Source organism: Actinomadura nitritigenes (assembly GCF_017573545.1).
GTDB lineage: Bacteria > Actinomycetota > Actinomycetes > Streptosporangiales > Streptosporangiaceae > Spirillospora > Spirillospora nitritigenes.
Genome location: NZ_JAGEOK010000008.1, coordinates 315521 through 327823 on the forward strand (window position 1 = coordinate 315521; position 12303 = coordinate 327823).

The 12303-nt window shown below is 72.7% G+C and carries 13 protein-coding genes; 8 read left to right on the plus strand and 5 right to left on the minus strand.

What is annotated here, in order from left to right:
• The first annotated feature begins 140 nt into the window (after positions 1 to 140).
• The 3 genes from J4557_RS14920 to J4557_RS14930 all read left to right on the plus strand — a co-directional run bounded on the left by J4557_RS14920 (position 141) and on the right by J4557_RS14930 (position 1195).
• Positions 141 to 491, plus strand: coding sequence for a hypothetical protein (locus tag J4557_RS14920; protein ID WP_208267097.1), 351 nt, complete (start codon positions 141 to 143; stop codon positions 489 to 491).
• A gap of 121 nt (positions 492 to 612) precedes the next feature.
• On the plus strand, positions 613 to 891 hold the full coding sequence (locus J4557_RS14925) for a WhiB family transcriptional regulator (RefSeq protein WP_190852706.1): 279 nt from the start codon (positions 613 to 615) through the stop codon (positions 889 to 891).
• A gap of 109 nt (positions 892 to 1000) precedes the next feature.
• Positions 1001 to 1195 (plus strand): hypothetical protein, encoded by a 195-nt coding sequence (locus J4557_RS14930; protein ID WP_208267098.1) that lies wholly within the window; start codon positions 1001 to 1003, stop codon positions 1193 to 1195.
• A gap of 280 nt (positions 1196 to 1475) precedes the next feature.
• Here the strand turns inward: J4557_RS14930 and J4557_RS14935 are convergent, their stop codons facing one another.
• Positions 1476 to 2807 carry an ABC1 kinase family protein gene (locus J4557_RS14935; protein ID WP_307799803.1) on the minus strand — a complete coding sequence of 444 codons (1332 nt, stop codon included), beginning with the start codon at positions 2805 to 2807 and terminating at the stop codon, positions 1476 to 1478.
• Between the two features lie 211 nt (positions 2808 to 3018).
• Here J4557_RS14935 and J4557_RS14940 point away from each other — a divergent pair, with 211 nt between their 5' ends.
• The 3 genes from J4557_RS14940 (at position 3019) to J4557_RS14950 (ending at position 5196) form a co-directional block, all read left to right on the plus strand.
• A complete protein-coding gene (locus tag J4557_RS14940) occupies positions 3019 to 3819 on the plus strand; it encodes an enoyl-CoA hydratase/isomerase family protein (protein ID WP_208267100.1) in 801 nt (266 codons plus the stop codon).
• A gap of 154 nt (positions 3820 to 3973) precedes the next feature.
• The gene (locus J4557_RS14945) at positions 3974 to 4525 is read left to right on the plus strand and encodes a M48 metallopeptidase family protein (RefSeq protein WP_208267139.1); all 552 of its coding nucleotides are present in this window, start codon (positions 3974 to 3976) and stop codon (positions 4523 to 4525) included.
• Positions 4522 to 5196, plus strand: a complete 675-nt coding sequence (locus J4557_RS14950) for a hypothetical protein (protein WP_307799805.1) — start codon at positions 4522 to 4524, stop codon at positions 5194 to 5196. Before J4557_RS14945 ends, J4557_RS14950 begins: the two co-directional genes overlap by 4 nt.
• A gap of 24 nt (positions 5197 to 5220) precedes the next feature.
• On the opposite strand, the gene J4557_RS14955 is transcribed toward J4557_RS14950, so the two are convergent.
• The 3 genes from J4557_RS14955 to J4557_RS14960 are packed head-to-tail and all read right to left on the minus strand — an operon-like array spanning position 5221 to position 7384.
• On the minus strand, positions 5221 to 5778 hold the full coding sequence (locus tag J4557_RS14955) for an NUDIX hydrolase (protein WP_307799806.1): 558 nt from the start codon (positions 5776 to 5778) through the stop codon (positions 5221 to 5223).
• On the minus strand, positions 5775 to 5960 hold the full coding sequence (locus tag J4557_RS49600) for a hypothetical protein (protein WP_190852697.1): 186 nt from the start codon (positions 5958 to 5960) through the stop codon (positions 5775 to 5777). The genes J4557_RS14955 and J4557_RS49600 overlap by 4 nt, the downstream gene beginning before the upstream one ends.
• On the minus strand, positions 5957 to 7384 hold the full coding sequence (locus J4557_RS14960) for a zinc-dependent metalloprotease (protein ID WP_208267102.1): 1428 nt from the start codon (positions 7382 to 7384) through the stop codon (positions 5957 to 5959). Before J4557_RS14960 ends, J4557_RS49600 begins: the two co-directional genes overlap by 4 nt.
• Positions 7385 to 7473: 89 nt before the next feature.
• On the opposite strand from J4557_RS14960, the gene J4557_RS14965 reads away from it, so the two are divergent.
• Positions 7474 to 8556, plus strand: coding sequence for an NAD-dependent epimerase/dehydratase family protein (locus tag J4557_RS14965; protein WP_208267103.1), 1083 nt, complete (start codon positions 7474 to 7476; stop codon positions 8554 to 8556).
• A 52-nt stretch (positions 8557 to 8608) separates the two neighbouring features.
• Here the strand turns inward: J4557_RS14965 and J4557_RS14970 are convergent, their stop codons facing one another.
• Positions 8609 to 11530, minus strand: coding sequence for a UPF0182 family membrane protein (locus J4557_RS14970; protein ID WP_208267104.1), 2922 nt, complete (start codon positions 11528 to 11530; stop codon positions 8609 to 8611).
• A 110-nt stretch (positions 11531 to 11640) separates the two neighbouring features.
• Here J4557_RS14970 and J4557_RS14975 point away from each other — a divergent pair, with 110 nt between their 5' ends.
• Positions 11641 to 12180: a PPA1309 family protein gene (locus J4557_RS14975; RefSeq protein WP_190852688.1), complete on the plus strand. Its 540-nt coding sequence runs from the start codon at positions 11641 to 11643 to the stop codon at positions 12178 to 12180.
• Positions 12181 to 12303 lie beyond the last annotated feature (123 nt).

A 12303-nucleotide genomic window follows, 5' to 3' on the forward strand; every position in this document is an offset into this window, starting at 1 on the left:
CAAAACCGCAGGTCAAAAATACCTTGATTGCTTCGGCGAAGTCCCCGTACGCTCGTCGCGAGCAATCAACCGGCCGACCGGTGTGGATCTTGAATCCGCCGGCCCCGGCCCGAGGAGCCAGAGAGGTGGTGTGCAGTCCGGTGATCAACACGTCGATGAAATCGCTGTCGTCCTGGACCGCGGCATGCCCCGGCGCCTCGAACGCGTATTCCGTCTCGTGTGTCCGGACCCCGCTCGGCGTGAAGCCCGGCGGACCGGCCCGTCTCGGCGTCGCCCCGTCGGCCAATGCGGCCGGCGAGCGGCTCCGCGTCGACGGCACCCGTCTGCGCGATCTACGTGATCTGCGCCTTGAGCAGCGAATCCAGGACGAGCAGGGGTGGAGTGTCTTCGCATCCGAAGGCATGACGTCCCAGGCTCCGGCCACGGCCCACATGGGCGCCACCCCGGCGGGTGGCGTGTCGGGTCCGTATCCCTGGAGGCGACCGGTCTAGCAAGACACCGGCGAGCCCCCAGGCCGCGGATCCGATACCGGATCCGCGGCCTTCTTCTTTGCCCGGACGACCCAACCGACACGCCCGTTGAGATCCAACGAGAGGAACCAGGGTGACTGTGATGCAGGGGGCTCTCGCCATCAGCGAGGAGGACCTCACTCTTCCGTGCCGGACCGACCCCGAGCTGTTCTTCGCCGAGGCGCCCGCCGACGTCGAGCTCGCCAAGGCGCTGTGCCTGGAGTGCCCGCTCCGCAAGGAGTGCCTCGCCGGTGCGCTCGAGCGCCAGGAGCCGTGGGGCGTCTGGGGCGGCGAGCTCTTCGTCCGCGGCGTGATCGTCGCGCGCAAGCGGCCCCGCGGCCGCCCGCGCAAGCACCCGCTCCCGGACGAAGCGGCCGTGTGAGGCCCTGATGCCGACCGTGTCCGCCGTACCGACGAAGTTCGGCCGTATCGAGCCCAGAGGCGCGGTCCCCGCGCGGGGACCGCGCCTCCGGGCGGCCGGGGAGAACGAGATGACGTTGCTCAGCCAGGACCTGTCCCGGGAACGAATACCCGTGGCCGTGCCCGACGAGCTCGCCGCCCGCGTGCGCGCCCTGCGGCGCGCGCGCCGGGAGGCGCAGACGAGGGCGTCGCGCGTGCGGCGGGTGCTGCTCGCGCCCACCGCGTCCCGTGACGCCGACGCGCACGTGTCGAAGAACCACCGATGACCACCTCCGGTCCGCCGGTCGCAGGGCGCCGGCCCGCCGCTTCTTGGATGGTTTCGGCGGGCGCCACCTGAATCCAGGGCGCGCCTCCCGGCGGACACCGGTGCTCCGGCCTCCCACTCGCCGGACGCACCACGACGGGCCCCGCCCGCGCCTCATCAGCGCGAGCGGGGCCCGCCGTTCTTCACGCTCTTCCGGCCAGCATTCCGGTGGGGGGATGACCCCCCACGCCCCCCCGGCAATGGCGGCTGACCGTCGCCTTCCGCTCCGCTCCAGGCGACAATCAGCCGGTGACGAGTTCCTCGTCCTCGTCGTCGGCGAAGCCGGGCACCCACTTCAGCGATTCGGCGCGGGCCGGGATCTCGCACTCCAGCTGGCACAGCACGCCGGTGCCGGCCGACAGCACCCGGTGGATGATCACGTACTCGGGCGGCAGGTTGAGCTGCCGGACGACGTTGGTCGGGCGCAGGTCGGTGACGCGGGCGGCCATGTCGCGCAGCCATTCCCGGTTGAACTTGAAGGTCTCGGTGACGAACGGCTCGGTGATCGGGGCGAGGAACGCCTGCAGCTCCTCGGCGTCGACCTCCACGCCCTCGCGGATGAAGTCCTCCTCGCGCAGGGCGTCCTCGATCTCGTCGATGTCGGCCATCGTGCCGATCCGCAGCAGCAGCCCGAGCCGCCGCTGGAAGCCGCCGGGGATGCGGTCGACGGCGCCGAAGTCGAGCACGCCGAGCCGGCCGTCGTCCAGCAGCCGGAAGTTGCCGGGGTGCGGGTCGCCGTGCAGCATCCCGGACCGCTTCGGCCCCGACAGCAGGAACCGGCAGTACAGCAGCGCCGCGTGGTTCCGGGTCTCCTGGTCGCCGTCGCTGATGATCTTCGAGAGCGGGGTGCCCTCCATCCACTCGGTGACCAGCACGTCGCCGGACTGGGCGATGACCTCGGGGATGGAGAAGTCGGGGTCGTCGAGGTAGGCGTCCCGGATGATCGTCTGGGACTCGGCCTCGATGGTGTAGTCGAGCTCCTCGACGACCCGTTCCTTCAGCTCGGCCAGCATCGACTTGACGTCCAGGCCCGGCATGAGGACGCCGAACAGCCGGCCGAGCCGGGCGAGCTGGTTGAAGTCGCTGATCAGCGCCTTGCCGGCGCCGGGGTACTGCACCTTCACCGCGACGGGGCGGCCGTCGGCCCACACGGCGCGGTGCACCTGGCCGATGGACGCGGCGGCGGCGGGCTTGTCGTCGAACGAGGTGAAGCTGTCGCGCCAGTCCTCGCCGAGCGCCTCGGCGAGGACCTTGTGGACGGTCGAGGCGGGCAGCGGGGGAGCGGCCTCCTGCAGCCGGGTGAGGGTGGCGCGGTACGGCCCGGCGATCTCCGGCGGCAGCGCCGCCTCGAAGATCGACAGCATCTGGCCGAGCTTCATCGCGCCGCCCTTGAGCTCGCCGAGCACCTTGAACAGCTGCTCGGCGGTGCGCGTCTGGATCTCCATGGCGACGGCCTCGGCGGGCCGGCCGATGGTCCGCTTCCCGATGCCGAGGGCGGTGCGCCCCGCGAAGCCGAGGGGGAGGGACGCCAGCTTTGCTGACCGCGTCACCGCGCGGCGGGGAAGATCGCTCACGCCGACCATTGTCCGTGATCGGCTGTTGTTCGCGCCACAACGACCGGGGACCAAATCCGGAAACCGCGTCAACGGGAAACGCTGTGACCTGCACTTCTTCGGTAAGTGTGCGCTTTCTCACGCATTTCGCGCGGCCGGACGCGGCCCGATTCGCCGCCCCGGAGGGGGCGCGTGAACGCGCCGCACGCGCCGCAGGGTACGGTGCGGAGCCATGTCCGGAGAACAGCCCGAGGTGCTGCGGGTCGAGCGCCGTCCCGACGGGATCGCCGTCCTGACGCTGAACGACCCCGCCCGGCGCAACGCGATGTCCGACGAGATGACCGCCGCCTACCAGCAGGCCGTCGCGGACCTGCGCGGCGACTCCGGGCTGCGCTGCGTGGTGCTCACCGGGGCCGGCTCCGCGTTCAGCTCCGGCGGCGACCTGTCCTGGCTCGCCGACACCAACGCCGTCGCCGTCCCCGCGCTCCGCGACCGGATGCTCGCGTTCTACCGGACGTGGCTGACGATCCGGAGCCTCGAGGTCCCCACGATCGCCGCCGTCAACGGGCACGCCGTCGGCGCCGGGCTGTGCCTCGCCCTGGCCTGCGACCTGCGCTACGCCGCCGAGGACGCCAAGCTGCTCGCCCCGTTCACCGCGCTCGGACTGCACCCCGGCATGGCCGCCACCTGGCTGTTCCCCGAGGTCGCCGGGCTGCCGCTGGCCCGCGAGATGCTGCTGGCCGGACGCGTCCTCACCGGCGCCGAGGCCGCCCGGCACGGCCTGGTCAACCAGGCGTTCCCCCGCGAGGACGTGCTGGCCAGGACCCTCGAGATCGCCGAGCGGATCGCCGCCAACGCGCCCATCGCGACCCGGCTCACCAAGGTCGCCCTGGCGGACGGCGGGCACGCCGGCATGGACGCCGCCCTGCGCTGGGAATCGCTCGCCCAGCCCGTCACGATGGCGTCCGAGGACATGATCGAGGGACTGACCGCCCAGCGGGAGAAGCGTTCCCCGCGCTTCACCGGCGCGTGAACGGGCTGTGGAAACCAGCTGAGGCTCCACCAAAAGATGGGCTCTGACCTGGGCTGACGTAAAACACCCCCTGTGGAGGACGCAAAATTTTGGGTACGGTTGCGCCGTGCCCCCTAACGTTGAGGTCCGCCGCAGCACCAGGCGCCGCCGGACCGTGTCCGCCTACCGCGACGGGGACAAGGTGGTGGTGATGGTGCCCTCCAGGCTCAGCAAGGCCGAAGAGGAGCAGTGGATCGCCACCATCCTGGAACGGCTGGAGGAGCGCGAGCGCCGCCGCCGCCCCTCCGACGCCGCCCTCGAGTCGCGCGCCCACGAGCTGTCCCGCCGCTACCTGGACGGCCGCGCCGACCCGGTCAGCGTCCGCTGGGTCGCCAACCAGCGCACCCGCTGGGGATCCTGCACCCCCGACGACGGCACGATCCGGCTGTCCACCCGGCTGCGCGGCATGCCGTCCTGGGTCGTCGACTACGTGCTGATCCACGAGCTGGCGCACCTGCTGATCCCCGGGCACGGCGCCGACTTCTGGCAGCTCGTCGGCAACTACCCCAAGGCCGACCGGGCCCGCGGGTACCTGGAGGGCGTCGCCGCCGCCGCGCACCTGCCGCTGGAGGCGGACGCCCCCGACGAGGAGCCCGCGCACGACGACGGCATGCACCACGGCGACGGCCTGCACGGCGACGGATTCCCCCACGAGGTCGCCGGGTGACCCTGCCCGGGAACCCGCTCGGAGACCGCTGCGCCGCGGTCCTGCCGTACGACCCGTCCGGCCCGTCCGCCGCTCCCCCCGGGGTGGACGACGCCGAGTTCCGGCTGGCCATGCTCGAGGACGTCTACGAGGTCGCCGCCGGCCTGGAGTTCGTGACGGCCGCGCTCGTCGTCGACCCGGACGGCCCCGCGGACGCCGAGGCGATCACCTGGCCGGGCACGCCGATCGTCCGCGACCCCGCCCCCGCCGCCGCCTTCGCCGCCCTGCACGCGCTCGGCGCGCGCGAGGCCGCGCTGATCGTCCCGGACGCCCCCGACCTGCCGCCGCTGCTGCTCGGCAAGCTGTTCCGCGCCCTCGGCAGCGCGCCCGCCGCCGCCTGCCAGGCCGCCGGCGGCAACGGGCTCGTCGCGCTCGCCGCCCGCCTGCCGCTGCCCGCCTGGCTCGCGACCGTGCTCGACGCCCCCGGCACCGTGCTCGACGGACCCGGCACCGTGCTCGACGCCCCGGACGCGCTCGCCCGGCTCCGCGCCGCCACCCCGCGCCCCGGACTCGTTCCGCAGGGGCCCGGCTGGCACCGCATCCGCACCCCCGACGACCTGCGCTCTCTCGACCCCGGCCTGGAAGGCTGGGACAACACGCGGGCCCTCCTCGAAGGCTCGCCGCTCCGCTAACACCCCTCCGCCGGCTCCCGGCCGCTAACGCCGCACCGCGCGGGCGGCCAGGCGGCGCAGGGCGTCGTCGGTGTCGGCGGGGAGGTCGTCGACGGGGAACCATGCCAGGTCGTCCGACTCGTCCGACACCACGTGCCGCGCGCCCTCCGGAGCGATCACGACGTACTGGACGTCGAGATGCCATGTCCCCTCCGGATGGCAGCGCACCCGGTGCCGGTCCAGCTGGACGGGCCCCGGCAGCGGCCGCAGGTCCGGGATGCCGGACTCCTCCGTCGCCTCCCGCAGCGCCGCGCCGGCCAGCGTCGTGTCGCCGGGCTCGCAGTGCCCGCCGAGCTGCAGCCACGCCTTGATCTTGGAGTGCAGCGTCAGCAGGATCCGGGACCCCGACGCGTCGAGCACCGCCGTGCTGGCCGTGATGTGCGCGCCGGCGCACTCCCGCCACATCCCGTCCGCCGGATGCTCCTCGAGATGCCGCAGGAACTCCCGGCGCAGCCGTTCCTGGTCCGCGTCGGGCGCCTTCCAGGACGCCAGGACCTCGAAGGCGTCGGCGTACAGCGGGGCCGTGGCGGGCGGCGCGGTCACGTGCGGTTGGCGCGGGCGTAGGGCGAGCTGGCGGGATGCCGGCGGCGCCGCTCCTGGTCCACGGGCCGCTGCCAGCACAGGCTCTCCCGCGCGACCCGCCGCCGGATCACGTTCGTGGACGACCCCGGCTCGTACCGGCAGCCGTTCACCCGGGACGCGTGCGGCACGCGCGTGCCGCTCACGACCGCGGCCCCTGGCCGCCGGACCCCGCGTCCCCCTCGCCGGGGTCGCCGGGCTCGTCATCCGGCTTCTCGCCGGTCCCGTCGCCGGGCTTCGCCTCGGGCTTCTCGCCGGCCTCGGAGTCGCCCTCCTCGGCCGCCGTGGTCAGGTTGGTCAGGTCGAGGTCGGACAGCCCCTCGATCTCCCGGCCGTGGACGAAGCCGTCCGGGTCGTCGAGATCGTCGGCCGTCGGCAGCAGGTCGGGGTGCTCCCAGACCGCGTCCCGGCCCTGCGTGCCCCGCGCCTCCGTCAGCTTGCGCCACAGCGCCGCGGCCTCGCGCAGCCGCCGCGGCCGCAGCTCCAGGCCGACCAGCGTCGCGAACGTCCGCTCCGCCGGGCCGCCCGTCGCGCGGCGCCGCCGCACCGCCTCGGCCAGCTTCACCGACTCGGGCAGCCGCCCCTCGGCGACCTCGTTGACCACGGTGTCGACCCAGCCCTCGACCAGTGCGAGCGTGGTCTCCAGCCGGGCGAGCGCCGCCTTCTGCCGGGGCGTCTCCTCGGGCTGCAGCTGGATCTCGCCGCCCAGCGCCTCCTGGATCGCCTCCGGGTTGCTCAGGTCGAGCCCCTGGACGGCCTGCTCGATGCCCGACAGGTCGACGGTGATGCCCCGCGCGTACTCCTCGACGGCGCCGAGCAGGTGCGCCCGCAGCCACGGCACGTGCGCGAACAGCCGCTGGTGCGCGGCCTCCCGCAGCGCCAGGTACAGCCGGACCTCGTCCTCGGAGACCTCCAGGCCGGAGCCGAACGCCTCGACCCCCGCGGGCAGCAGCGCGCCGACGCCGTCGGGCGCCAGCGGCAGCCCCACGTCCGCCGAACCGGTCACCTCGCGGGCCAGCGCGCCGAGCGCCTGCCCCGCCTGGCCGCCGACCATCGCGCCGGCCATCTGCTTGACCATCCCGATCAGCGGGCCGGCCATCGCCTGCATCTCGGCGGGCATCTCGCCGGCGCCGCCGAGGGCGCCGCCCATCGACTCGACCATGCGGGACGCGATCGGGTCGCAGACCTTCGCCCACACCGGCAGCGTCTGCTCGATCCACTCCGACCGGCTCCACGCCTTCGGCGAGCGGATGCCGGCGGGCAGCGTGGTGCCCTCGTCCAGCCACAGGTCGGCCAGCCGCAGCGCCTCCTCGACCTGGCGCCGCTCGGCGTCCACGATCGACGGGTCGCCCTGCTCGACCACCTGGTGCCGGGCGATGTTCTTGGCCAGGTCCCAGTTCAGCGGGCCGCCGGACGCGCCGCCCTGCCCCTGCGCGCCGATCATGTCCGCGAACCGGTGCAGCATGTCGGCGAACTGCGCCATGTCGCCGCCCATGCCCTTGAATGGATCCTGGGGACTGTCGTCGTCTCCGTCGCCGGGACGGTTGAAGCCGAAGGGAGTGTCACTCATCGGTTCGCCCCTGGGATGCATGATGGGCTCATATCCGCAACGTTAGCCGGTCCCGGCAAGGTCGCGTACTCAAGGAAGGGGGCACCTCCGTGGCAACGGGCAAGGTTCGCCCTCGGCGTAGCAAGGCCCCGGTCGTCGCCGTCACCGGTGCGGCCTCCGGGGCGGGACGGCTGCTGGCCGCCCGGCTCGCCGAACGGGAAGACATCCGCAAGGTCGTCGCCATCGACGGGCACCGCGGCGACGTGACCGGCGCCACGTGGCGTGTCGTCGACATCCGGGACCCGCTGCTGTCGAACCGGCTCTCCGACGTGGACGTGATCGTCAACCTGGACGTCGAGCACTCCCCGGACGTCGACGGGAAGGAGCGCCGCACCCACAACGTGCGGGGCGCGCAGACCGTCGTCACGGCCGCCGCGGCGGCCCGGGTCCGCCGCGTGGTGCTCGTCACCAGCGCCATGGTGTACGGCGCCGGTCCCGGGAACGAGGTGCCGCTGCCCGAGGACGCCCCGCTGCTCGCCGAGGCCAACGTCAGCATCGCCGGGGACTACCTGGAGATCGAGGAGCTGGCCGCCACCGCGCCGCTCACCCACCCCGGGCTGGAGATCACCGTCGTGCGGCCCGCCGCCCTCGCGGGGCCCGGCGTCGACACCGTCGTCACCCGGCACTTCGAGGCGCCCCGGCTGCTGACGGTGAAGGGCAGCACGCCCGGCTGGCAGTTCTGCCACGTCGAGGACCTCGCGTCCGCGCTGGAGGTGATCGTCGCCGAGGACCTCCAGGGCCCGGTCGCGGTCGGCTGCGAGGGCTGGCTCGGCCCCGACGAGGTCACCGAGATCACCGGCAAGCGCACCTTCGAGCTGCCCGCCGCGCTGACGTTCGGGATGGCGCAGCGGCTGCACCGCCTCGGCATGACCCCGGCGCCCGCCACGGACCTGCACTACGTCGCCTACCCGTGGGTGGTCGACTGCGCCCGGCTGCGGGCCGCGGGGTGGAAGCCGGGCTACGACAACGCCGCCGCGCTCCGCGCCGTGATGGAGGAGACCGCCGGGCGGCACGCCGTGGTCGGGCGCCGCGTCGGCGGCAAGGAGGCCACCATGGCGACCGCGGCCGGCGCCACGGTCGCCGCGATCGGCGCCGCCGCCGCGATCCGCCGCGCCCGCAAACGCCGCCGCTAGCCCGCCCGGCCCCGCCCGCCGCCCGGCTCCGTCCGGGCCGGGCCGGCGGGGATCAGCCTGCCGAGGCTTCGGCCGGGTCGGTCGGGGACGGCGTCGCGGACGGCGAGGGGGTCGCGTCCGGAGTCGGCTTCGGCCGGCCCGCGCCCGCCTGCCGCGCCGCCGACAGCGCCTCCTGCGCGCGCTTGATCCGCTTCCAGGCGTCGCCCATGCCCGGGTAGTCGCCCTCCTGCTGGGCCTTCTCGTAGTCGCTCACGGCCTTCTGCAGGTCGTCGACCGCCTGCTGCTCGTCCCGCGTCAGCCGGCCGTCCCCGGGCGCCGTCACCGCGGGCGCGCCCGTCCCGCCGAGGACCTGCTTCAACGCGTCCCCGAACGTGCCGGCCGCCGCGATCCGGGTGCCGTACCGCACCAGCACCTTGCCGAGCAGCGGGTACGGCTGCTGCTCCTTCCCGCCGGACGCCTTGGTGTACATCGGCTCGACGTACAGCAGGCTCCCCCCGAACGGGATCGTCAGCAGGTTGCCCGCGACGGTCTTCGTCCCGCCCTGCCTCAGCGCGAACAGGTCGCCCTTCACCTGCGAGTCCGTCTCGAACGAGTTCTGCACCTGCCCCGGGCCCGGCGGCTGCGCGTCCCGCGGCATCTGCAGGATCCGGATCTGCCCGTAGTACGGGCTCGACGGATCGGAGTCCACCGCCATGAACGACGCGAGCTGCGGGTTGTCGCGCGGGTTGAACACCGTCGTCAGGGAGAACGCCGGCGAGCCGTCGAACGGCGCCGGCATCTTCAGGCTCTGGTAGTACGGAGGCTGCAGCCTGCCCCGCGTCGTCGGGTCCTGCGGCACCTCCCAGAAGCCCTCGCCGTTGTAGAACGCGGACGCGTCCGTCACGTGGTACTTGGTCAGGATCTGACGCTGCACCTTGAACAGGTCCTGCGGGTAGCGGAAGTGCTGCAGCAGGTCGTCCGGGATGCTCGACTTCTTCTGGACGGTGTCCGGGAAGACCTTCATCCACGTCTTGAGGATCGGGTCCTCGGTGTCCCACTGGTACAGGTGGACGGCGCCGCTGTAGGCGTCGACCGTGGCCTTCACCGAGTTCCGCATGTAGTTGATGTGGTCGTTCGCCTGCCGCGCCACCGACGAGCGAGTGTCGGTGATCGTGTCGCGGGTCGCCTCGCCCAGGCTCGTCTGCTCCGAGTACGGGTACGCGCCGGACGTGGTGTAGCCGTCCACGATCCACACGACCCGGCCCTGCACCACCGCCGGATACGGGTCGCCGTCCAGCGTCAGCCACGGCGCCGCCTTGTGCACCCGCTCCCGCGGCGACCGGTCGTACAGGATCTGCGCGCCCTTCTTGATCGCGCCGGACAGCAGCAGGTTCTTGTCCTGGAACTTCGCCGAGTACAGCAGCTTGTGGAAGAACGAGTCGATCGGGACGCCGCCGTTCCCGTCGTAGGTGGTGCTCTGCTGCCCGTCGTCCGGGCTGTTGTCCGGGTAGTTCAGCTCCTGCTGGCCCTTCCCGCCGGCGACGGAGTAGCGCGGCGACCGCTCCCCGAAGTAGATCTCCGGCCGCGTCACCTGGATCCGCTGACCGGACGAGGCCGGCATGTCCCGGGTGATGAAGTCCGGGTTCCCGCCCTGCGCCATCTGGTCGCCGTAGGCCGACACGAACCCGTAGCCGTGCGTGTAGACCATCCGGTCCTTCACCCAGCTGCGCTGCCCCGACGGCGCGCCCGACAGCTCCCGCAGCGCCACCACCGTGTCGGTGGTCTTGCCGTCCACCGTGTAGCGGTCGACGTCCAGGGTGTCCGGGAACTTGTAGAACGGGCGGATCCGCTGCAGCTGCTCGAACGTCGGGCCCACGACGTTCGGGTCGAGGACGCGGACGCCGCCCAGCCCGTTCGCCTCGTCCTGCAGCTGCTTCTGGTCCGTCACCGGCGACGACCCGTACGGGACGACCTTCGCGCCGCCCACCCCGTACGCCCGCCGCGTGAAGTCGATGTTGCGCTGGATGTAGCCGCGCTCCTTGGCGAGCTCGTCCGGCTTCACCTGGAACTGCTGGATCAGCAGTGGGTACAGCCCGCCCAGCAGGATCGCCGACAGCACCAGCAGCGTGAACCCCACGCCCGGCAGCATCATCCCGCGCCGCAGCAGGTTGCTGAAGAACATGACCGCGCACAGCAGCGCGATGACCGCCAGGATCGTCTTGGCGGGCAGCAGCGCGTTCACGTCGGTATAGGACGCGCCGGTCGTCACGCCCCGCTCCGAATGGACGAGCCCGTACCGGTCCAGCCAGTACGCCAGCGCCTTCAGCAGCACGAAAAGGCCCACCAGCACCGACAGATGCGCGCGCGCGGGCGGGCTCGCCTTGTCGCCCGGCCCCTGAAGCCGCAGACCGCCATACAGGTAATGCACCATCACCGCGGCCAGGAACGACAGGATCACCGTCGCGAACACCACGCCCAGCACCAGCCGCAGGAACGGATAGGTGAAGACGTAGAACGACACGTCCTTATGGAACTGCGGGTCCTTCACGCCGAACGATGTGCGGTTCAGGAACGCCAGCCACACCTGCCACCGGCCCGCCACCGACGACCCCGTCAGCACGCCCAGCAGGAGCAGCAGCCCCAGCGAGATCAGCCTCCGGCGCGGATCGATCACCGAGCGGTACCGCTCCAGCCCCTGCTGCTCCACCGACAGCGGCCGGTACGCCGGGCGCAGCCGGTACGCCACCGCCACGTTCGCGCCCACCACCAGCGACATCAGCAGGCCCGCGCCGGCGAACAGCACCGCCTCCGCGCGCAACCGCGTCGTGTACACCGTCGAGAAGCCGATCGAGCGGTACCACAGCAGATCCGTGTAGACCGCGGTGAAGACCAGGAAAAACGCCAGCAGCAGCGCCAGCGCCACCAGGACCGGCAGTATCGGCCGGGTGCGTCCGGCGCCGAACCGGCGCCCCGAACCGGGAGTCCGGAAGGCCAATTGCCCCTCCGATCGAGATCGCGGCCCACCGGCCGCGCGCCGGTGCTGTGTAAGCAACTTACCGACTACCACCGGGGTTCCCGCATTTCCCGGTCCCCGGACGGGGAAAGATGGGCCCCGTGAGCCTTCTGGAAGAAGTCGTGCTGGACCTCGAACGTCACTCGGCACAGGAGGGCTGGGACTCCGCGCCCCGCCTCTACGCCCTCGTCCGCAGCACCGAGCTGCGCCGCGCCGAGCCCGAACTCGCCGACCAGCTCGGCCTGCCCCCCGACACCGACACCCTCGCCGCCCTCGAACAGCCCGCCCTCCCCGAGAAGGCCGGCGTCGAGGACGCCCTCGCCGCCATCGCCTGGCCCGACGCCGTCGAGGGCTGCGCCCTCGTCATCGAACGGGTCGTGCTCCCGCCCGAGGCCGAGGACGAGATCCCCGAGGACGAGGCCGAGGCCGCCGAGTTCGCCGCCGGCCACCCCGCCCGCGAGGACGTCCGCATGATCGTCGGCGTCCTGCGGGACGGCACCCGGCACTCCGCCCTCCGGCTGCGCCGCCACGACACCGACGACGAGGTCCTCGCCGGACCCGACCTCGTCCCCGCCCTCGCCGAGGCCCTCGCCGCCACCTTCGAGCCCGACGAGCCCGCCCCTCGCCCCTAGCTGTACTCGGTCACGAGGTTGGTGACACGCCGGGTTGGTGGTTGATCAAAGCGAAGACCTCCGAGTGCGGTGGAGATAGCCGTCTTCACCCGTCTCGGAGGTCTTCATGGCCCACGCTAATGC

Bases quoted from the DNA above. Each gene is read 5' to 3' on its own strand.
- J4557_RS14925 (WP_190852706.1), top strand. From the start codon at position 613: ATGCAGGGGGCTCTCGCCATCAGCGAGGAGGACCTCACTCTTCCGTGC.
- J4557_RS14930 (WP_208267098.1), top strand. From the start codon at position 1,001: ATGACGTTGCTCAGCCAGGACCTGTCCCGGGAACGAATACCCGTGGCC.
- J4557_RS14940 (WP_208267100.1), top strand. From the start codon at position 3,019: ATGTCCGGAGAACAGCCCGAGGTGCTGCGGGTCGAGCGCCGTCCCGAC.
- J4557_RS14960 (WP_208267102.1), bottom strand. From the start codon at position 7,384: ATGAGTGACACTCCCTTCGGCTTCAACCGTCCCGGCGACGGAGACGAC.
- J4557_RS14975 (WP_190852688.1), top strand. From the start codon at position 11,641: ATGGGCCCCGTGAGCCTTCTGGAAGAAGTCGTGCTGGACCTCGAACGT.